We start from the raw sequence: 20266 nt of genomic DNA on the forward strand, positions 1-20266 counted from the left end.
TACTCAATAGATCTTTTCCTCTGCTAAAGTAGTTTTTCCTCTTTTTTGTTTTGGCATGCGAATCGTAGCTCCGCCCACGGAAAAACGGAGTACACTGAAATTTCACGGAAAAAACATCACGGAGCAGACGTGAACATCACGGAATCTGAAAATAATCAAAAATAATTCACTTCCGTGTTGTTCACGTCTACTCCGTGATGTTTTTTCCGTGTGTTCTGTTTTTCCGTGGGCGGCTCACGAGTGAAGGTACATCCCACACATTTTTAGTTGCCCGCTCATCAAGCAAATCTGTGTTACGGAAAATAAATGCATAATTATTATACGGCTCTTCACCCACTATAACTCAAGATTGATATGGATATGAAAAAACTGTCCGGATCAGTAGTGCTGTGCTCGGTTCTCGTGGTACTTGCCGCCTGCTGTTACGGTATTTTATCAACGATCGTCAAGATCGCTCTTGGAAACGGTGTGGGAATCCCGGTAATTCTGGTTGGCAAATTCTTCTACGGATGGGTCATCCTTCTGGCTCTTGTGATTGTCGTTCACTTCCTGTTCCCGAGAACGGATAAACCGGCAAAGAGTACGCTGCCTCCGTGGAAACGCGGTGTTGTTCTTTTCTTTACCGGCATTGTGATGTGTCTGGTGACGGTCTGCTACTTCTACTCGGTGAGCTATCTGCCGGTTTCGGTTGCCGTGATTCTTCTGTTCCAGTTTTCATGGATGGGTGTAGTCATTGAAGCCGTGGCAAACCGCAAAATGCCGTCACGCAATCAGCTTATTGCGGTACTGATTATTTTTGTCGGCACGATCTTTGCCGGAGGAACGATCGGATTTGGTATGGACATCAATCCGTTCGGTGTTGTGCTTGGTCTTCTTGCAGCATTTTTCTACGCACTCTTCGTGTTCCTGAGCGGACGTGTTGAGCCTTCGATGCGACCGATGAACCGGAGTTTCTTCATTGCGACCGCCGGATTCATCTTTGTCTGTGCTCTTATTGCCTGCATCGACAGCCCGGCAGCAATTCCTGCAGGAATCTTCGGCAGTGATGCGATTGTCTACGGTATTGCCCTTGGTCTGTTCGGTGTTGCGCTGCCGGTTCTTTTCCTTGCGATTGGCGCTCCCCGTATCAGTACCGGTATGGCGACGATCTTAAACTCCATCGAGCTGCCTGTTGAGGTGCTTGCCGCAGCGATCGTTCTGGTCGAGGCGGTGTCTGCATGGCAGTGGCTTGGTGTGTTGATCATTCTCGCAGGTATTGCATTCCCGCATCTGATGGAGAAAAAAATTTCGAGCGGCCTTGTTGAGGACGCTGCATAATTTTTTTTATTTTTTTTGTTTGCGTCTTTGAAATTTTTTTTGTAAAAAAATTTTGTGATGATTTCTCCTCAGTTCATCCACAATGTTTCATCGTAGTATTTTTTTCTGAAAATATCTGTAAGAATATCAGAGTGATATTTTCGCTCCGCACTCTCCACAAAATTTAGCGCCGCTGCTGATCTTTGCACCGCAGTTTGTACAGAACCGCGTCTGCTGCTGCTGCTCTCCTTCTTTTCCTCTCTCGTGTATGGATGAGAGATATTTTTCCATTTCTCTCTCCCATTTCTCTGGACTTGAGTGAATCACGCGTCCGACAAAACATTTCCGCATCAACTGCAATGCAGGTGTTCTGTGAATCAGCATGGCTTCGGTCATACGGCCGGGCTTTGCAAGTTCCTCATCCGTCAGCGTGAACAGTTCCCGCCGGAAGTCCGTTGCCTCCATCCCGTGATTCAAAATCAGCGCAAACGTTTCCGGTTCACCTTCAATGCGGTAGAGATACGTTGCCGCCGCCTCATCTCCGGGCAGTGCAAGCTCCACTGCCGCTGTTTCCTTCCCGACAGCTATGAGCCAGAACAGCGGCTTTTGTGGTCCGGGTACTGCCGCATTCATCTTGGAATCGTCACCGCCAGAGATCACTGGCATTCCAGATAGTGTTGGTTGTTTTCCCTCCTCCTTTACCGGCGCTTTCATCCCGAAAAATAATCGCTCGTCCCCGCACAAACGTTTCAGTACCGGATAACTGCCGGAAATTCTGCTTTCTTTGATCAGTTTCTCCAGCTCTGCCATAAGTGTGGGCGCTGCGGCGGAAAGTTTTCCAACCGCAGCGTTCACACCTTCGGGCATCAGTTTTGCTGCCATCGCCGCCTGCATAGAACGAAGCGATGAATCACATTCCTGTAGCTGCGTGACTGACCGTTCCCGCAGTGAGCGAAGACCTTCGGTCACTTTTCCGATAAAATGGTCGGTCTCGTATCCCATCTTCGAGAGCATGTACCGCTCGCCGGTCAGAAGGGAAAGGGTAAGAGAAAAATTTCCCTTCTCGATTCCAGAGACAAAGCAGAGAGGAATCCTGCGGCCATGATCATTTGCAGGCAGGATACAGACACAGTTTTTATAGAGCCGGACAACCGCCTCCCCCTGTATGGTCCCTCCGGCATCCTCAGTCTCGAACGATCCCCTGACCTCCATCTCAGGACTGCCTTCCACAAGAAAGGCCTTCAGCACCGCAGCATTGTAGGCGGCATACAGATGATCGTACAGCCACTGCCCGGTCTGGCCCATCTGCGAGATCGTGATCGTTTCGTGAACGGTCACGATCTCCAGCCGGTAGTTTGTGAACACAAAACTGATGATCTCACCGTACGGAATTGGCAGCTGATCAAGCGCAGTGGTGATCAGCAGAGCGTCCTCATCGACGGTGATCCTCGCTGTTTCGGAAAACAGCAGGCACTCCGCAAACCCCTCGAACTCTGATTTTTTTGGTTTCTCCTCTTTGGTCTTTTCTTTTCCGCCGTCAGGCATCATGCCCTTCATCAGCTGATCCAACATCAGGCTCTCCGGCACTCAGAGTTTCGCTCCGCAATCTCCGCAGAACTTCGTGCCCGGCGGATTTTCCGCCCCGCAGGAGGAACACTTTCCCGGCTGCGCAGGAGGCGCCGCAGCCTCAGCAAGATTTGTACCGCAGTTGTTGCAGAACCGAACTGTCAGAGCATTTTTCGCTCCGCAGTTCGGGCAGGCTTTCAGCTCCATCGAAGCTCCGCAGTTGTTGCAGAATTTTCCGTTGCCGGCAGGTTTGCCGCAGACCGGGCAGATCGTGGTCTTGCTTTCAATCGCCCCCTGCCAGACTGTTGCCGTCTCTCCTGCCGAATCGATGTTGCGTTTCATCGCATCCGCACGGGTTTTTGCCACATAAATTTCCTGACGCGGGGCGCAGTCGGTACAGAGACCTTCTTCTTCGTTCCAGCAGGCATCACAGACGTACTTGTTGCAGGACGGACAGCGATGGAAGTGCTGCCTTGATTCGTTCTGCGCCATTTCAAAGGCACGTTCATGTTCCTTCTGCCACTCGGGACTTTTGCCGTCAAACCGTTCGGATAGAACACTTCCTCCCCGTTGTGCGGCGTTGCCGACAGAACCTGCCACTCCTCCGAACAGACTGCCTACAATTCCGATGCCCTGCCCCAGTCCTTTCAGGCCGCTTTTCTTTTTGTAGGTCTCACTTTCGATAAAGGAACTTTTGTATCCGTCACTGCAGATGTCGCAGTAAAAGGTAAATTGGAATCCGGCATCTGTTGAGTTGTCCTCAAAGTTCCGGGTAAATGATTTCAGCATACTCTCTCAACCTCATTTTTTGCCAAGCGTTGGCTTGATCTTTTTTCCGCAGGCGGTACATTTGGTGTTTTCAAAAAACTGCAGAACGCCGCAGCGTTTGTTTTCGCATGGCACCATCATGCTCCCGCCGCAGTGTTCGCACGTATCCTGTACAAAAGTCTGTTCTCCGCAGTGTGGGCAGATAACATAGAGTGGTCTGCCGCATCCGGAACATCGTGCCTGGCCTTTGGTAATCGGCAGGAGACATGAGGGACACTGGTAGCCGAATGGACTTTGGCTGCCGCAGGACGGACAGAATCGGACGTCCCGATCAACCAGCGTTCCGCAGTGAATACAGGGTTGTTTGTAGCTTGCCATCTTGGTATTCTCCTTGATTTTACAAACATGTTTTTTTCTGCCGCAGCGGTCCGGGCCGAGAGATCCTGATTTTTTGGAGTTCAATTGCCGGATAACCACAGCCTCTGATCTGAATTCCACAACAATCGAATGCTTTTCAGATTAGAGTGATTTTTTCGTGATTATTCGATGAATCAATTATTTTTTGCGACAAATGTGACTTTTTTCAGTGGGCAAAAATCCTCCGATGATAGTATATTCAGTATAGCTTATAATAAAAGTAACTCCAACCATGACTTTGTGGATTTATTCATGAATTCACTGCAGAACCACAACGTATAGTTACAAAACCCCGATCCGAAACGCCGCCGCAGCCGCCCCAATCAATGGAGCTTTTCCCTCAAGTTTCGTCAGTCTGATCTCAGGCATTCGCAAATACCCTTCAACCTGTGTCGCCATTTTTCCTGCAACAAGCGACGGATAATTTCTGACAACCGGCCCGTCAAGGATCATGAGATCAGGATTGTATGCCGCAATCACTGTTGAGAGTCCCCGGCCGTTCACCACCGCGAGCTCTTCGGTGAACTCAAGAAATAGTCTGCTTCCAAGATTTGCAGACTGTAAAATCTGTCCCGTGGAAAGATCTGCCTTTGCCAAGCAGCGGCCTTCGCATTTTTTTTCGTACCATGAGCGGAAAAATTTCGGAATGCCGCTCCCGCTCGCATACGCCTCCCAGTGGCCGAAACCGCCGCAGCCGCACTGAACATGATAGTTCATATCAACAAGAACATGCCCCACTTCTCCGGCATTTCCATCAGCTCCCGACAGAAGCGATTCGTTTGCAATCACGCCGCAGCCAATACCTGTTGAAAATGTCAGGTAAACTACGGTGTGCGCTGATGCCGCATCGCCGTAAAAGTACTCGCCCAGAACTCCTGCCTTGCAGTCAGAGAGCATCACTGCCGGCACCCCGAACAGATCACTGAGCGGCTCGCGGAGAAAAATTTCCGGGCAGTGCATATTCGGCGACCTGATGACAGATCCTGCCTTCTGATCCACCGGGCCTGCTGTACTGATGCCGATCGCATCAGGAGTAATGCCGGTTTTTTTGATCATGGACGAGATCATGGATGCGATCTGCTCGGTCACCGCCCTGCCGCCGGCGCAGGAACCTTTCGAAACACCTTCTGCGGAAAACGCAACAACCGTCCCGTCTTTACGAATAATTCCCGCACGAATGTTCGTTGCGCCGAGATCAACTGATGCAACATGGGTGTTCTCGTTCATAGCCCTTGAATATTCTATTGACCTCTCTCCACATGAACCATTCCTTTCCGAATCGATATTTGTTTCTCAGATAATATTTATCGATAAACGATAATTTATTAATGCATGATGATCTATATGTAGAAGAGGACCTTCAGCATGAACGAATCTTCAACAAAACAGAACAACAACCCCCTGAACAGATCAAACAGTTACACCCGGAGGAACTTCTGATGGAAACCCGTGAAATCAGACATGTCGGCGTACTTTCCGTCGCAAAATTCTGTGCTGCAATCTGCCTGATCTTTTCTTTGATCAGTGCAGTCTTCTCTGCCCTGTTTCTCTACTTCGGCATCAACGTAGTTGACGCATACACCACCACGCTCACGCTCTCTAACGGCATTGCCGCACTGGCTCTCACCATGCTGATAATTGCCGTCATGGGAGTGATCATCGGCTTCATCTCAGGCGCCATCGCTGCGTTCATCTACAACATTGCTGCCGGAGTCTTCGGAGGCATAAAAATCGACCTCGCCTGATCTCAAAAATTCGAACACACCAAAAAAAAATCAATCATGACAACAGCAAAATCCCAACGTCTTTACCGGCTGACTCTTGCCTCTGCCATAATTGCGGCGGCATTCACCACTCTTCTCATCCTCCTCGGATGGGCGATCCTCTCCGGTATTCATCTCGTATCGATCTCTGCATTTCTTTCCATCGCCGCTGTTGTCATACTCATCTCCGGCATAGTGTACATCCTCTTCTGGATGGCGCTAATGTATCGCTCAATCACCACATATCTGCATACCACCCGCAAAATTCAGAAGAGAGGAGCCCTCGCGGCATCCGTAACCGAATGTGCGGGAGCACCGCAAAAGGAACTCTGACATGAATCAATCTGTATTCAAAATAATTTGACTCACCAAACTCTCCGGAAGAAAAAAAGTACTCAATGCCGCCTTCGATGGAGAATTTTTATCGTTTCACGATAATTTCGTATAGACCAAAGACCAAATTTATATGTAGAAAAACGTGTATCTCTATGAATACCATTCAAGTAAATATTGAAAAAAGTGCGAGGATTGCCGATATTGCCGTTAAGATCGCATGGATCCTTTTGTGGATTGTTATTGTGATCTTTGGCGGAGTGTTTCTGCTGACGCTTCTGATCTATGCGGCTGCAGGGCCGGAAGGATTTTCCATGTTCATCACTGCAGAAAATGTTCTGGAGATTTTCGGTCCGGGAGTTGTTCTTCCCGCGGGAGTTTCGCCTCTTGATATGTTCGTGCGAACCAGCGCGGTGTTCCTTGTTTCCGCAATTGTCTATGTGGGGTTGCTTGCTGCAATGCTTCGCTCAATGGGACAGATATTTTCCGAGGTCAGAAAAACCCTGCTGCCGTTTACCGCTGCAAACGCCCAGCGGCTGAAGAAGGCTGCCATCTATATGGCTCTCGTTGCTGTTGTTCCGTATCTGATCGGTGTTGTCGGCAGTCTCATCATTGGCGTTTACGTTGAGCTGATTCCATTTGGCTTTGAACTTCTGATCGCTTCAGCAGTTATTTACTGCCTCGCCCACATATTTGAGTACGGTGTTCTCCTGCAGCAGCAGGCAGACGAAACTCTCTGAGGTACTATGTCCATCATTTTAAGACTTGACCGCGTAATGGCTGACCGAAAAATGTCGTTGAACGAGCTTTCGGAAAAAGTCGGCGTGACCAATGTCAATCTTTCGAAGATCAAGACCGGTAAAATCAGTGCGATACGATTCTCGACGCTTGAGGCGATCTGCAAGGCGCTCAACTGCCAGCCGGGAGATATTCTTGAGTATCAGCCTGATGAAGAGAGTCAGTGATCCTACCGGCTAAATTCTGCTCTCCACGGAAAAACGAAACGCATGCCTTTGGTATGCGTTTCGTTTATTCGTGGACGTAGCTTTTGTTTGATCCGTGCTCACTCCGAGTAAAATAAATTCTGCCAGACCTCCAGAGCCTCTGGCGTTAACACACTCCCTTCCTTTGTTCTCATGACAATACCTGCGTCGGCGAACCTTCCCAGATGCCAGGCAAGGGTAGTCCCTGCTATTCCAATTTTTTCTGCAAGCTCGGTATCAGAGATTCCAGGACTTTCTACAATCGCACGAAGTACGCGTGCAGGTTTTTCCTGATCAAGGATGGTGTGAAACATTCTCTCCATCGCCGACGTGTTCGCTTCCCGCGAAAAGTAGCGGATGGTTCCATAGTAGGCCGCCTCCCGCACGATCTTTTTCTGTTCCAGCAGTTTGAGATTGTAAAGAACAGAGCCCCGTGAGTAGCCGGTGGCATCGGTGATCTCTTTCTGCGAACAGCCGGGATGTACTTCGATGAATTTTGCAATTTTCTGCGGCCGCGACTCAGGGTCGCTTGGCAGTTCAAGAACCCGGGAAAATCCTACCGCCGCAACCGCCGCGGTCAGGAGGATGAGAAGAAATGATTTGAGATGATTTTGCTGCGGCCGCGTTCGGACGATGGAATCTTTTTCCGTGGTGAGCGTGAGACCTGACGTGAGATGACCGGTGATGTAGACTGTGTAGACTTGGGAATCTGCAATGAACTTTTCTCCGTATTTGAACTGAACAGGAATTCCCCAGAGTCCTTCTTTGGCCATTGATCGATTTATTTTTTCATAGACCTGATCCATCTCCGTAAGCGAGATCGGATCAGTCCAGACGGTAATCGTCCAGCCGTACTCAATCCGGTTTATCGGATTTCTCAGAGGATCACCATAATATTTTGTGCCCTTCGTGACCTCTCCATAATTTCCGGTATTGTTGTAGTACCAGCTCCAGATCCGCCCATAATCATACTCCTTTCCTTCCCGCTCCCATATTTCTTCCCACGTTGTTCCGTAAGTTTTCACCACCGTATTGTACGGGGCGACCTGTATCACAGGCTGTACCACCGTGACCGGAATTCTGCTTTTGAACGTAACCGCCACATTTTCCAGCCCAACTTTTTCCATCGACGCATTCATCATTGTATAGATTCGGTCGATCTCCTCCTCTGAAGTTCCGGTACGGGCGAGAAAAGTTACCGCCCATCCAAACTGTACGCCGTAAATCGGCCAGTTGTCCTTGCCGTACCAGGCATCCATCTCCTCACGAAAATCATCAGCATTCTCAAACCAACTCTCAATTTGTGTATAGTAATGCTCATCACCGCTGTGAATCTGTGCCTGTTCCCAGGTCTCTCCGTACGACCGGGCAAAACTGATGGTGCAAATCTCCGGTTCCTTTGCGGTGATCACCTCCGGTGGCGGAGGCGGAATTTCTGAGGGAACAAAGATCAGAACGGCAGCAAAAATTCCAAGGAATAGTATCAGAAGAACCGCCGTCTGCTTCGTTGACATGAGTAAAATAAAATCTGCTCTCCTCAATTAAATCAAGTGTGATCAAAGCATCGGAAACGTGCCTCTACATAATCCTTAACTACGTAAACTCTGATATTTAGTAATATGATCACCGTTGGTCTGCTTGGATGCGGAAATATCGGCCGCGTTATCGCCGCAGGTCAGGAAAACTTCAAAATAACCGCCGTGTATGACGTAGTCCCGGCGCGGGTAGAGGCGTTCGGCAAAGAGTTCGACGCAAAACCATTCTCAGACTTCACCGCCTTCCTTGCCGAACCAACCGATATTATTGTCGAAGCAGCGTCAGTTCTCGCCGCCACCGAACATGCGCAGGAGGTACTCGAGGCCGGAAAAGACATCGTCATCATGAGTGTCGGGGCACTCGCAGATATTGAGTACCGTTCCAGACTCATCGAAACCGCACGGCAGCTGAAACGCAAAATCCATATCCCGTCCGGCGCCATCATGGGCCTTGACAACATCAGCATCGGCCAGATCAGCCGCATCGACAAATTTGTTCTGAGAACAACCAAAAATCCGGCATCCCTCGCCCGCGAAGCAACCGAGCGGACCCAGCTGTTCTCAGGCAAAGCTCATGACTGTGTCCGCCAGTACCCGAAAAACACCAACGTCGCCGAGTCGCTGTCGATCGCCTGCGGCCGCGACGTTGACGTCGAGCTGTGGATGGACCCAGACGAAGACCGCAACATGCATGAAATATTCTTCGAAGGAGAGTTCGGCGAAGCATACATCAGAGTGAGAAACCTCCCTTCGCCCGACAACCCGGCAACCAGCTACCTTGCGGCCTTATCGATTCTCACGCTGTTGAAAAATCTTGACAACCCCTTGGTGATAGGCGCATGAACTACGAACAGCAGATCAAAAAACTTGCCGCAGAAAAAAATGCCGTGATCCTTGCCCACAACTATCAGCCGCCTGAGATTCAGGACGTCGCTGACATCACGGGCGACTCGCTCGAGCTTGCCCGGCTTGCCAAGGAAGCAAAAGAGTCCACGCTTGTTCTCTGCGGTGTCTACTTCATGGCAGAGACCGCAAAAATTCTCTCGCCGGAAAAGACCGTCCTCATCCCGCGTCCTGACGCAGGATGTCCGCTGGCCGATCAGCTGACTCCGGAAATCGTGCGTGCAGCAAAAACCGCTCATCCCGGCTCGCCGTTTGTGGTCTACGTGAACTCAAACGCAGCGACAAAAGCTGAGTGCGACATCACCTGCACCTCGGCAAATGCCGCGGCAGTCGCAGCATCCTTGCCGGAGAAAAAAATTCTGTTCGGCCCTGATGCAAATCTTGCCGCATGGGTGCAGGCCCAGCTGCCGGAAAAAGAGATCATTGCAGTCCCAGAGAACGGAGGTTGCCCCACGCATCACAACTTTTCGGTGCGGGATGTTGAGATCGCCCGCCGCGAGTATCCGAATGCCACGATCATCTGCCATCCCGAGTGCAGCAGAGAGGTTCAGCTGGCGAGCGACATGGTTGGATCAACTGGCTACATGATCCGCAACTGCGGAACAGAGAAGGAGTGGGTGATCTTTACTGAGGAGGGCATCGCTCATCCGCTGCAGAAAAAATATCCTGACACAATCTTTCACGTGATGGCGTCTGCGGTCTGCCCGAACATGAAGCTGATTGATCTTTTTGATCTCTACGTGACGCTCCGCGACGGTGTGTATCCTGTGCAGGTTTCTGATCACATCGCCGCAAAGGCGCGGACCGCGATTGAGCGGATGATTGAGGTTTCGAAATGATGCTGCCAACTGATCAACTTCTCTCTTTTTTTGCCGAGGACGTTCCCTTCGGAGATATCACGACGCTTGCTCTTGTCGAGGACAAAGTTGTCGCTGCCCGCGTTGAAGCACGGACGGATATGGTTCTCGCAGGCGTTGAGGAGTGCGTCTGGCTCTTTGAACACTTCGGTGTCGGGGCAACGGTTCATGCTGATGACGGCGAAAAAATTTCTGCGGGAACAAAAATTCTGTCGCTTGCAGGATCGGTTCATGCGATTTTGTCGCTTGAGCGTACCTGTCTGAATCTTCTTGGAAGAATGAGCGGGATTGCGACCGCGACCGCTGCTGCGCAAACGCTTGTGGCCACAGTGAATGATCATGTGAAGGTTGCGGGAACGAGAAAGACTGCTCCGGGCCTTCGCTACTTTGACAAGAAAGCAATTCGTCTCGGCGGCGGTGAGCCGCACCGCGACAGTTTGTCTGATGCGTTTTTGATCAAGGACACGCATCGCTCTCTTCTGCCGGTCGCCGAAGCCGTCCGCCGTGCGAAGGCGTACTCGGTCTACCACAAGGTGGAGTGCGAGGTGGAAAATCTGATCGATGCAGTCGCCGCTGCTGAAGCTGGCGCTGATATTATTATGTTTGATAATATGACGCCTTCTGCGGTGCACGGATCAATCGCTGCTCTCGCTTCCCGGGGACTTCGCGAGCGGCTGGTGCTTGAGGTCTCGGGCGGCATCACTGTGGAGAATGTTCAGAAGTGGGCCGGGGTTGATGTGGATGTTATCAGCATGGGCTCTCTTACACATTCGGTGAAGTACGCTGATGTGAGTCTTGAGATCGAATAATTTTTTTCATTGATCAGCTCCGCCCACGGAACACACCGACCACACAGAAAATTTCACGGAAAAAAACATCACGGAGCAGACGTGAACAGCACGGAAATAAATTTTTTTAAAATTTTATCCGATGCCACAAAATTTTTTTCATGGCGAGCTTTCGAAAAACGAATTAAATTTTTTTGTTGTATCAATGTTTTAGAATTCCGTGCTGTTCACGTCTGCTCCGTGATGTTTTTTTCCGTGAAATTTTCTGTGTGCTCCGTTTTTCCGTGGGCGGAGCAGAACATGATTAAAAAAAAAGAAAAAAATTTCAGATGCCCGGGATGTAGGTCTTGTTCATCTGATAGTACGGCACATACACAATCCGTGCCTCATCAACCGCATACTCATACCGCAGCACCTGCAAAACACCCGGCTTTTCCGCCTCGTATCTGAGGAACAAAAACTCTGTCAGTTCCCGTGCCGTATTCTGATTGATAACGATCGGCTGGAGTTCCACCTCTTTGTCCAGCGGAATCTCGGCAATAACCGGATTACGGATGGTGAGATCCACCTCCCACTTCTCTGCAAGATAGCGGGGAGTGTTTGCCGCACAGATGTAGTAACTGCGTTTTCCTGCAATCTCCGGAAGGCCTGTCTCGGTTGACCCGCCGGCGAGTTTATCGGTCACCGAGATATCCACATCAAACTTCCAGAACGGAATATGTTCCGGCTCCTCCTCCATCGCAGTCTTTGCAAGAATGTCAGGCTCCGCGACATCGTATGGCACAATTTTTACCTCGTCTGCGGTCACATTCAGCAGCCGGCTGCATTTTTTACAAACCGAGATAACCTCTCCCCACGGCTGCTCCACCGCCTCGCCGCACTTCGGACAGACAAGAATGGTTGAGTCGCGCTTCAGAATTTCATGATCCGTCAGCTGTTTCGGCACACGGCTTGCGGGCCTGAGGGAGTTGATGTTTTTCATCGTGCCAAACGTCACATACGTTCGTCCTTCCTTGAATGCCGGGTATGCTGCCATCGACATTGCAATACCAAGCAGCAGCAAAATCACCTGGAACAGCTCAGAGATCTGATGAGTTCCGGTATGCAGCAGCATGGCAACAGAAGATCCGATCATGATACCTCCCGCGGCAAGAGCCAGAATCATCATTCGTGATCTCGCCGTCAGATTCATGGGGGCAGTACCGCCTAGGACTTCTCCCCGCACCGCATCAACGATCGCCGTATAGTCGCCGCCCAGATACTCATAGTGCGCTACCCAGATTGGCGCATACACCAGTTCGAACACCTTCGGCAGCAGGAACGACTTCTCCAGCGTCAGCGTATCGATACGTTTCGCTGCCGCATCATCAATCATCTGCCGGATCGCTGCACGGCCGGCCTTGCTTGCCTCAATTGCCGAACCTCCCGGCTCCATTGCAACAACTTTTCCCGGAGTGAACGCAATTTCATTTCCCGGATCCAGCCAGAGTTCTGTTATGCCGTACTTTCCGGTATCGCACGCCGCCTCAGTCCACACAAACTCATCATCGATGATCTCTTCATAGATGTTGCGGATCACATTGCCGGTCTTCTCCTCAAACTCAGAGTACCCGCATGCGATCGCTTTTCCCTGAGCAATAAACCGCCAGAACGGAATGTAGACCAGGTACAGCTCGTTCATGTTCGCTTTTGCCGGAAGGTCGGGCGCCTTGATTCCTTTCGTGAACCAGTCGCGCACGGTGCGGTCTGCAACTCCCTTCGTGATCTTTGACCGGTACATCACCTCAGCGATGCGGTCCTCAACCGAACGTTCAAGGCCCATGTGTTTCCTCCTTCTCCTTCTTGGTAATTATTCCGAGCATCTCGCTCTGATACAGGAAGATAAACAAAAGGATCACCACAATAATGAAGACCCACGGGTTGAGATAGATCGCAATAAGGCTGAGGGCAAACATCGGAATGAATGCGGTGAGTGCGGTCTTCTTCCAGTTGATCGGCTCTTTGATCGGGTGCCACTCAGGATACACCGAGCCTGAGTTTGCATCCACCTTAATCATGTAGACATTGCTCTTCGCTTTATAGCTGATCAGCCACAGCGGAACACCGATCAGTTCCTCTCCGCGTGCAATTCCGTGAAGATCTGGCAGATACACGGAAGAATCCACAGTTGCCGGAAGAATGATTGCATCCTCCGGAGTTTCGATGAGGCCTGTATCCTCATAGTACCTGATGTTCTGCAGTCCGGTCAGCAGTGTGCCTGCGGCCGGCCGGTAGAGGGTCTTGTTCTCTCCGCCGTCCTCGCGCCGGAACCGCCAGAAAGGGAAGTATACCATCACAGCTTTTCCAAAACGAACTTTTTCCATTGAAATGAAGGGAATTGTATCTGACCCCAGCCATTTGCGGACAATTCCTGTAGCCTCCTCCTCCCCTATTTTTGGAGGAATCACCCATGCGCAGACCTGCTGCTCATGTACTATCATCCCCTCTGGTGCATCTGCCATAGATACGTGAATATATGCGTGTTTTCGCACATAGATGTTTTGTCAGTGACGAAACCATTTTTCTCTGAAAATGCGCTTTCTGAAGAATTATTTTTCTCATGAAAAATTTAGCGTGGACGTCATTGTAGCTCCGCCCACGGAGCACACTGAACACACAGAAAATTTCACGGAAAAAAAACATCACGGAGCAGACGTGAACAGCACGGAAATATATCAAGGTAAATCGTGAACGGGCATCTTGTATTTTGAAAATTCAAAGTTCCGTGGTGTTCACGTCGGCTCCGTGATGTTTTTTTCTGTGAAATTTCCGTGTGTTCCGCTTTTCCGTGGGCGGAGCAGTGATCAAGGTGGAAACATGCGAGCCGTAGACGGAGCAGAATGTAATAGACATCACCTCCAAATCTATCACATTTATATCTTCGATGAACATAATTATACATCAACGTCTGTATGTTGTGATGTATGATGCTGAATATAACCACGTTCCTTGATGCCAATGCCTGCCGTCTTGCAAAGCCGGTGTTCTATTGCCCTGAGAGGAACACCTCCTATACCTCATCCGAAGTTCTTGGAATCAGTTCAGAGATTGCCCGCACCCTCAAATCCCTTGGCGTTGACAAAGGTGACCGGGTACTTCTCTACCTGAACAGCAGCCCTGAATATCTGTTCTCGTACCTCGCCGTCTGGAGAGTTGGTGCGGTCGCTGTTCCGACAAACCGCGTCTACACCGCAACCGAACTCAGCTATATGATCAAAGATGCCGGAGCAAATGTTTTCATCACCGATCCTGATGGCGCAGAGATTGCAAAAGATCTGGGTGTCAGAATTTTTGTCCCGGAAAATATCGAATCATTTCGAACCGCGCCCGTACTTCCTCCCGAGCCAACCGAGTCAGACGATCTCTGCCAGCTGCAGTACACCTCAGGCACGACCGGCAAACCAAAAGGTGCCATGCTTACGCACGGCAACTGGCTTACCGCAGTTCACAACGAGTGCGACGTGCTCACCCTCAAGCAGGACGACGTGTATCTCGGAATCTATCCGATGGGACATGTCGGCCTCTCATGGGGAGTTGCCGCAATGCGTGCGGGCGCACTCTACATCATGATGGAGAGGTACGACCCTGACAGCTATCTTGCCCTCTGCAAAAAACATCAGGTCACTGTTCTCTCAGGCATGCCGCCGGTCATCCACTTTCTGGAAGGAGCGCCTGCCGGAACCGAAGAGATGCTTGCAACCGCCCGCGAAATAATTTCAGGCGGCGGCCCTCTGCATCATGAAACCTGGAAAAACTTCCATTACCGGTACAACATTCCGGTCATCAACGCCTACGGACTTTCAGAGACCGTTGTCATTGGAACAGGAACCGTGATCCGACCCGAAGATTATGCTTCCGCTGACCGGTTCCAGAGTGTCGGGCATCCGGTCTGCTTCTCAGAAGTGAAAATTGTTGACGAAGCTGATGCTTCCAAAACAATGCCTCCCGAAACCCCGGGAGAGATTGCTCTTCGAGGGCCCGCCGTTGCCAAAGGATACTGGGGACTGCCTGAAGAAACCGCACGGGCATTTCTTCCGGACGGCTGGTTCCTTACCGGCGACATCGGCTACCTTGACAAAGATCAGAGGCTCTGCTTAACTGACCGCAAAAAGGACATGATCGTCATGTCAGGCTGGAAAATTTATCCGACCGAGGTCGAGGAGACCCTTCTTCAGTATCAGGAAGTTGCCGAGATTGCAGTGTTTGGTATCCCGCACCCGCATCGCGGCGAAGTTCCCGCGGCCGCTGTCGTGTGGCGGGCGGGCCGGGACGGCTCGGACAATGAAGCCGGTCTCCTTGCATTTGCCAAGGAACATCTGGCAGGGTACAAAGTTCCCAGAAAAATTTACACGGTGGATGCCCTCCCCCGCGTAAACGGATGGAAGCTCCTCAGACGCGAGCTTCGTGAAAAATTCTCATAATATCAATATCTGGAAGTCACCTTCATGAAATCACGCGATATTGCACTGGTCGGCATACTGCTTGCTGCCGGTGCCATCGCCCGGTACATCTCCCTGTTTGTCCCGGGAGCAATTGTTGCAAACCTAACGATTGCCTTCTACTGCCTTGCGATCATCCTTGTCGTCCCGAAGTTCCGGGAAGCACTCGGCATCGGCCTTGTGGCCGGTATCATCTGTGCGGTCTTCTCGCACTCCATATTTCCTCTCGGAAACCTCATCTCCGAACCCATCGGTGCGGTCGTCTGTCTTGCGGTCTATAAACTGATCAAAGATCACACCAGACTCGCTCCGGCAATTGCGACCGCAATCGCAACTCCTGCGAGCGGCTTCACCTTCATCGGCATCACCTGCTGCGTTATGCTGGCAACAGCTCCGGACGCAACTGTTGGAACAGTGCTTGCATTTGCCGTCGCCATGGTTCCAATCGTTGCGAGCGCCGCAGTTGTCAACACAATCATCGCCCAGATAATTGCAATGCCGGCAACCGCCGTCATGCAGAAAACCCGCAGCGTCACCGCCTCCCCGCACACAACGCCTGCCCCGACCAATGCTCCGATAGTTCTCGATCATGTCGGTTTCACCTATCAGGCATCAGACGTTCCGTCGCTTCGCGACATCTCACTCTCCTTTGCGAAAGGTGAGTTCGTCGTGGTAACCGGCCCGTCCGGTGCCGGCAAGACCACGTTTGCCCGTGCGGTTTCAGGAGTTCTCATCCACGCCTACGGCGGCGACCTTACCGGCTCGATTGCAATCGCCGGAAAGTATGCTGATGAGTACGAGGATGTGACCGCTCTCTCAAAAGAGGTCGGTATGGTCTTCGATGACGCGGACGCACAGCTGATCTTCACCACCGTCGAAGAAGAAATTCTCACCGCTCTTGAGACTCGCGGACTCTCCGCAGATGAGGTCGCACAAAAGCTGGATGAGATCTACAAAGTTACCTGCACCGGTCATCTCAAGGACCGGGCACCGCACGCCCTCTCCGGCGGACAGAAACAGCGTGTCGCAATGGCTGCTGCCCTTTCCCGCGAAACCCCAATTCTCGTACTTGACGAGGCAACGTCCGAGCTTGACAAGAATGCACGCCGTCAGGTCTACACACTCCTTCGGAGCCTGACCGACCGCGGCCACATCGTCGTTCTCGTCGAACACATGACTGATGAAACGCTTGACTTTGCCACCAGAATGATCCGGCTTGATGCAGGAAAAATTGTCTACGACGGAGTGCCCGCGGCCGATAACCTCTCCTTCGCGAAAATCCCGAAGACCCCTGCCGGCACGGAGACTGTCCTTGCGGCAGAGTCTCTGACCCACCGCTTCGGCGACGTGCTTGCGCTTGACAACGTCTCTCTCACCTTTGCGAAAGGTGAGATTGTTGCAGTCCTCGGTGAAAACGGATCGGGCAAGACGACCCTCGTCAAACACTTGAACGGACTTCTCCGGCCTGACGCTGGCAGAGTTCTTCTGAATGGTTCAGACATCATCGAAAAATCCGTCTCCGAGATTGCAAAAACCGTCGGCCTTGTGTTCCAGAATCCTGACACCATGCTGTTTGAGAACACCTGCGAGAAAGAGATCCTCTTTGGTCTCAAAAATATCGGCAACCCTGACCCTGCCGCAGCGCTTTCAGCGCTCGCGACGGTCGGTCTTGCCGGAAAAGCGCAGGTCAACCCCCGCCACTTAAGCCGCGGCGAGCGGCAGAGGCTGGCTCTTGCCTGTGTGCTTGCGATGGATCAGCAGATTGTTATCATGGATGAACCGACCACGGGCCTTGATATGCAGGAGTCGTATGAGATTATGCAGGTCTTAACCGGCATGAGAAACAATGGCAAAACCATTCTGATGGTTACGCACAACCCCTCGCTTGCCGAGATGTTTGCCGACAGAATTGTTGAGATGGAGATCGGGCACGTGACAAAAGTTCGTGCGTCCGCAAATGGAGGTGCGTGAAAATGGAAGACATTATGCAGTATATCCCAGGCAACCGGTTTGTTCACCGCTTGTCACCGATGACGAAGATCGTCTTCGCTGTCGGCATGATGTTTGCCGCAATCTTCACCACGAACCTTGCGATCCTCGCAGGACTGATCGCAGTCGTGCTGATAGTTGCAGCTGCCGGCGGTCTCTTCAAGGTTCTGCTTCGTCAGGTTCCGCTGCTGATCATCCTCGGCCTCGCACTGGTCGTGCTGACGGTCCTCACGAACGCCACGGGAGAAGTCATCGTCTATCTGCTGCCGAACAATCTGCTGCCAATAACAACCGGAGCAATTCTCTTCGCAGTGCAGATGGCTCTGCGGTTTGCGGTGCTTATATTTGCCTTCCAGCTGCTGGTCATCTCGACACAACCGCGTGATCTGGTGAATGCCCTCTACACTCTGCGGATTCCGGGCGACTATGCGCTGATGTTCCTGATTGCCATCCGGTTTATCCCGACGCTTCAGAGAGAAGGCGCACGAATCAATGAGGCCCAGCTCTCCCGCGGCTACTTCCCGGGCGGAGGAATTGTCGGAAAACTCAAGCAGCTCGGCCCTGTCATGCTTCCTTTGATGCTGAACTCGCTTGCAAAAGCTGACACCCTTGGGTTAACGATCGATATGCGTGGTTACCGCCTGGCTTCTGAGTACCGGAGAAAACTGGAGTATCATCTTGCAGACGCAGGCATGATCATTCTGGTGATTGCGGTGCTCGCCGGCGTTGCGGCGATAACCTTCCTCTAAAAATTTTTTTTATGATTCGTCAGTTCTGCTTTTCAGATACGGATGCGGTGATGAAAATATGGCTTGATGCAAGCATCACGGCGCATGATTTTCTTTCTCCTGCTTACTGGCAGGAACAGTTTTTTGTTGTGCGGGATCAGTACCTGCCGATCTCAGAGACGTATGTTTTTGTCGAGGATGATCTCATCCGCGGTTTTGTCAGCATTCTTGATGGGGACACGGTCGGCGCACTTTTTGTTGCGCCAAGTTTTCAGCGGCATGGCGTCGGCTCTGCACTGATTCGTTATGTGCAGGAGATCAAAAGAGATCTCACGCTGTGTGTGTACGTGGAAAATATTGCTGCAAAAATATTTTATGAAAAATTGGGTTTTGTAATTTTGTTGCGCCGCACGACCGAGACCGGCCATGATGAGTACGTGATGCGGTTTTGTGAATAATTTTTTTGGCTTGAATTTTTATTTGTGATTCATGAAAAAAATTCACTCGATTTTTTTTTTTAAAATTTTTTTTCAATAGGAATTATGAAATGTGATGCTGCAAAAAATTTCGTTTATTTTTTTTTTCTGAAAAAAATTGCGAGTGACAGATGTCAACGCCCTATAACTCAGCTCTGACGTTCTTCACCGCTTCGCACATATTCGCGAGCTTCGCAAATGCCACCTCAGGCGTCAGCATCCGCAGCCCGCAGTCTGGATCGATCAAAATATTCTCAGCCCCGAACGACTCCACACACAACCGCACGCGTTTCTCGATCTCCTCGACCGACTCGACTTGCGTCTCTGAACTTTTCACGCAACCGCATCCGATCTTTTTGTTCCGCAGATCATGACGCGAGATGTCGGAGAGATTCTCAGGACTCACCGAGTACTCGAAATCGATCACATCCACCGGCAGCCGCGTCCACTCCGACGAGACCGTATTCAGCCGGCCGCAGGTGTGAATGCAGGTCGGTGTCTCGATACCTTTGAAAATAATCTTCAGTGCTTCCTTTGCCGTCTCAATATCCATCGCACCGGTCGAGAGAATCGGTTCATCCACCTGAATCATGTAGACGCCGGTCGCCGCAAGAAACTTCGCTTCAGAGTGCAGGGCCGCTGCAAGATCCAGCACCAGCTCCTCGCGGTCGCGGTAGGAAGGAGTCTCAATCTTCAGCGCATACGCGAGAGTACACGGTCCGGTCAAAATTCCCTTCACATACTTTGTCTGCGTCAGAGCATATCTGGTGTCTGCGACCGTGATCGGTTTTTCTGAAATACCGATGGGTCCTATCACCGTATTTCCGTTGATGCCCGGAAGCTTTGAGACAAACGCCTGCACCATATCGGCCCGCACCTGTCCATCCGAGATGATATCAACGCCTGCTCTCAGCTGTTCGGCAACCGCAAACTTCACTGCATGTTTGTAGGGATCAACCAGACCGAGAAAGCCGGAACCTTTCACGCATGGAAAGGAACCGACAACTGTTGTCGGAAGAAGTTTCGGGAGCTGCATATCTACAGCATACGGGAGGGAACATAAAAAAAGTTTGGGTTTCGTCAGGCTTTGTGCATTACGTTCTGCTCCGCCCACGGAGCACACAGAACACACGGAAATCTCACAGAAAAAACATCACTGAGCAGACGTGAACATCACGGAAATGAATTATTTTAGATTTCCATGCGATGTCACAAAATATTTCGTGAAATTTTTTTTCGAAAAACGAATTAGATTTTTTTGTTGTATCAATGTTTTAGAGTTCCGTGTTGTTCACGTCTGCTCAGTGATGTTTTTTTCCGTGAAATTTCCGTGTGCTCCGTTTTTCCGTGGGCGGAGCAGTGGTCAGGCCACAAACATGCGAATCG

At 50.9% G+C, this 20266-nt stretch carries 20 protein-coding genes; 12 read left to right on the top strand and 8 right to left on the bottom strand.

Going from position 1 to position 20266, the window contains the following annotated elements; genetic code table 11:
* Nucleotides 1-360 precede the first annotated feature (360 nt).
* A complete protein-coding gene (locus McpAg1_RS01530; RefSeq protein WP_338093523.1) occupies nucleotides 361-1317 on the top strand; it encodes an EamA family transporter in 957 nt (318 codons plus the stop codon).
* A 126-nt stretch (nucleotides 1318-1443) separates the two neighbouring features.
* Here the strand turns inward: McpAg1_RS01530 and McpAg1_RS01535 are convergent, their stop codons facing one another.
* The 4 genes from McpAg1_RS01535 to McpAg1_RS01550 all read right to left on the bottom strand — a co-directional run bounded on the left by McpAg1_RS01535 (nucleotide 1444) and on the right by McpAg1_RS01550 (nucleotide 5274).
* A complete protein-coding gene (locus McpAg1_RS01535) occupies nucleotides 1444-2868 on the bottom strand; it encodes a zinc ribbon domain-containing protein (RefSeq protein WP_338093524.1) in 1425 nt (474 codons plus the stop codon).
* Between the two features lie 15 nt (nucleotides 2869-2883).
* Nucleotides 2884-3651, bottom strand: a complete 768-nt coding sequence (locus McpAg1_RS01540; protein WP_338093525.1) for a zinc ribbon domain-containing protein — start codon at nucleotides 3649-3651, stop codon at nucleotides 2884-2886.
* A gap of 12 nt (nucleotides 3652-3663) precedes the next feature.
* The gene (locus McpAg1_RS01545) at nucleotides 3664-4128 is read right to left on the bottom strand and encodes a zinc ribbon domain-containing protein (protein ID WP_338093526.1); all 465 of its coding nucleotides are present in this window, start codon (nucleotides 4126-4128) and stop codon (nucleotides 3664-3666) included.
* Nucleotides 4129-4329: 201 nt separating this feature from the next.
* Nucleotides 4330-5274: an ROK family protein gene (locus McpAg1_RS01550; protein WP_338093527.1), complete on the bottom strand. Its 945-nt coding sequence runs from the start codon at nucleotides 5272-5274 to the stop codon at nucleotides 4330-4332.
* Nucleotides 5275-5375: 101 nt separating this feature from the next.
* Between McpAg1_RS01550 and McpAg1_RS01555 the strand changes: the two genes are divergently transcribed.
* The 4 genes from McpAg1_RS01555 (at nucleotide 5376) to McpAg1_RS01570 (ending at nucleotide 7108) form a co-directional block, all read left to right on the top strand.
* Complete coding sequence (locus tag McpAg1_RS01555) at nucleotides 5376-5792, top strand: DUF3566 domain-containing protein (protein WP_338093528.1); 417 nt, start codon at nucleotides 5376-5378, stop codon at nucleotides 5790-5792.
* A gap of 36 nt (nucleotides 5793-5828) precedes the next feature.
* Nucleotides 5829-6143, top strand: a complete 315-nt coding sequence (locus tag McpAg1_RS01560) for a hypothetical protein (protein WP_338093529.1) — start codon at nucleotides 5829-5831, stop codon at nucleotides 6141-6143.
* A gap of 155 nt (nucleotides 6144-6298) precedes the next feature.
* Nucleotides 6299-6883 (top strand): hypothetical protein, encoded by a 585-nt coding sequence (locus McpAg1_RS01565; protein WP_338093530.1) that lies wholly within the window; start codon nucleotides 6299-6301, stop codon nucleotides 6881-6883.
* A gap of 6 nt (nucleotides 6884-6889) precedes the next feature.
* On the top strand, nucleotides 6890-7108 hold the full coding sequence (locus McpAg1_RS01570) for a helix-turn-helix domain-containing protein (protein ID WP_338093531.1): 219 nt from the start codon (nucleotides 6890-6892) through the stop codon (nucleotides 7106-7108).
* Between the two features lie 98 nt (nucleotides 7109-7206).
* Here the strand turns inward: McpAg1_RS01570 and McpAg1_RS01575 are convergent, their stop codons facing one another.
* Nucleotides 7207-8640 (bottom strand): winged helix-turn-helix transcriptional regulator, encoded by a 1434-nt coding sequence (locus tag McpAg1_RS01575; protein ID WP_338093532.1) that lies wholly within the window; start codon nucleotides 8638-8640, stop codon nucleotides 7207-7209.
* 105 nt (nucleotides 8641-8745) lie between these two features.
* Between McpAg1_RS01575 and nadX the strand changes: the two genes are divergently transcribed.
* Genes nadX through nadC form a run of 3 tightly spaced genes read left to right on the top strand, consistent with a single transcriptional unit; the run spans nucleotide 8746 to nucleotide 11230 of the window.
* Complete coding sequence (nadX, locus tag McpAg1_RS01580) at nucleotides 8746-9504, top strand: aspartate dehydrogenase (protein ID WP_338093533.1); 759 nt, start codon at nucleotides 8746-8748, stop codon at nucleotides 9502-9504.
* The gene (gene nadA / locus McpAg1_RS01585; protein ID WP_338093534.1) at nucleotides 9501-10403 is read left to right on the top strand and encodes a quinolinate synthase NadA; all 903 of its coding nucleotides are present in this window, start codon (nucleotides 9501-9503) and stop codon (nucleotides 10401-10403) included. Before nadX ends, nadA begins: the two co-directional genes overlap by 4 nt.
* Nucleotides 10400-11230 carry a carboxylating nicotinate-nucleotide diphosphorylase gene (nadC, locus tag McpAg1_RS01590; RefSeq protein ID WP_338093535.1) on the top strand — a complete coding sequence of 277 codons (831 nt, stop codon included), beginning with the start codon at nucleotides 10400-10402 and terminating at the stop codon, nucleotides 11228-11230. Before nadA ends, nadC begins: the two co-directional genes overlap by 4 nt.
* A gap of 304 nt (nucleotides 11231-11534) precedes the next feature.
* Here nadC and McpAg1_RS01595 read toward each other — a convergent pair whose 3' ends face one another.
* On the bottom strand, nucleotides 11535-13031 hold the full coding sequence (locus McpAg1_RS01595) for a hypothetical protein (protein WP_338093536.1): 1497 nt from the start codon (nucleotides 13029-13031) through the stop codon (nucleotides 11535-11537).
* Nucleotides 13021-13710 carry a hypothetical protein gene (locus tag McpAg1_RS01600; RefSeq protein ID WP_338093537.1) on the bottom strand — a complete coding sequence of 230 codons (690 nt, stop codon included), beginning with the start codon at nucleotides 13708-13710 and terminating at the stop codon, nucleotides 13021-13023. Before McpAg1_RS01600 ends, McpAg1_RS01595 begins: the two co-directional genes overlap by 11 nt.
* Before the next feature lie 462 nt (nucleotides 13711-14172).
* Here McpAg1_RS01600 and McpAg1_RS01605 point away from each other — a divergent pair, with 462 nt between their 5' ends.
* Genes McpAg1_RS01605 through McpAg1_RS01620 form a run of 4 tightly spaced genes read left to right on the top strand, consistent with a single transcriptional unit; the run spans nucleotide 14173 to nucleotide 18862 of the window.
* Nucleotides 14173-15669: a class I adenylate-forming enzyme family protein gene (locus McpAg1_RS01605; RefSeq protein WP_338093538.1), complete on the top strand. Its 1497-nt coding sequence runs from the start codon at nucleotides 14173-14175 to the stop codon at nucleotides 15667-15669.
* Nucleotides 15670-15693: 24 nt separating this feature from the next.
* On the top strand, nucleotides 15694-17658 hold the full coding sequence (locus McpAg1_RS01610) for an ABC transporter ATP-binding protein (RefSeq protein WP_338093539.1): 1965 nt from the start codon (nucleotides 15694-15696) through the stop codon (nucleotides 17656-17658).
* A 2-nt stretch (nucleotides 17659-17660) separates the two neighbouring features.
* Nucleotides 17661-18425 carry an energy-coupling factor transporter transmembrane component T family protein gene (locus tag McpAg1_RS01615; protein WP_338093540.1) on the top strand — a complete coding sequence of 255 codons (765 nt, stop codon included), beginning with the start codon at nucleotides 17661-17663 and terminating at the stop codon, nucleotides 18423-18425.
* A gap of 11 nt (nucleotides 18426-18436) precedes the next feature.
* On the top strand, nucleotides 18437-18862 hold the full coding sequence (locus tag McpAg1_RS01620) for an N-acetyltransferase (protein WP_338093541.1): 426 nt from the start codon (nucleotides 18437-18439) through the stop codon (nucleotides 18860-18862).
* 160 nt (nucleotides 18863-19022) lie between these two features.
* Here McpAg1_RS01620 and McpAg1_RS01625 read toward each other — a convergent pair whose 3' ends face one another.
* Nucleotides 19023-19916, bottom strand: coding sequence for a methionine synthase (locus McpAg1_RS01625; protein WP_338093542.1), 894 nt, complete (start codon nucleotides 19914-19916; stop codon nucleotides 19023-19025).
* Between the last annotated feature and the right edge of the window lie 350 nt (nucleotides 19917-20266).

The organism is Methanorbis furvi (genome assembly GCF_032714615.1).
In the GTDB taxonomy this organism is placed as follows: Archaea; Halobacteriota; Methanomicrobia; order Methanomicrobiales; family Methanocorpusculaceae; genus Methanocorpusculum; species Methanocorpusculum furvi.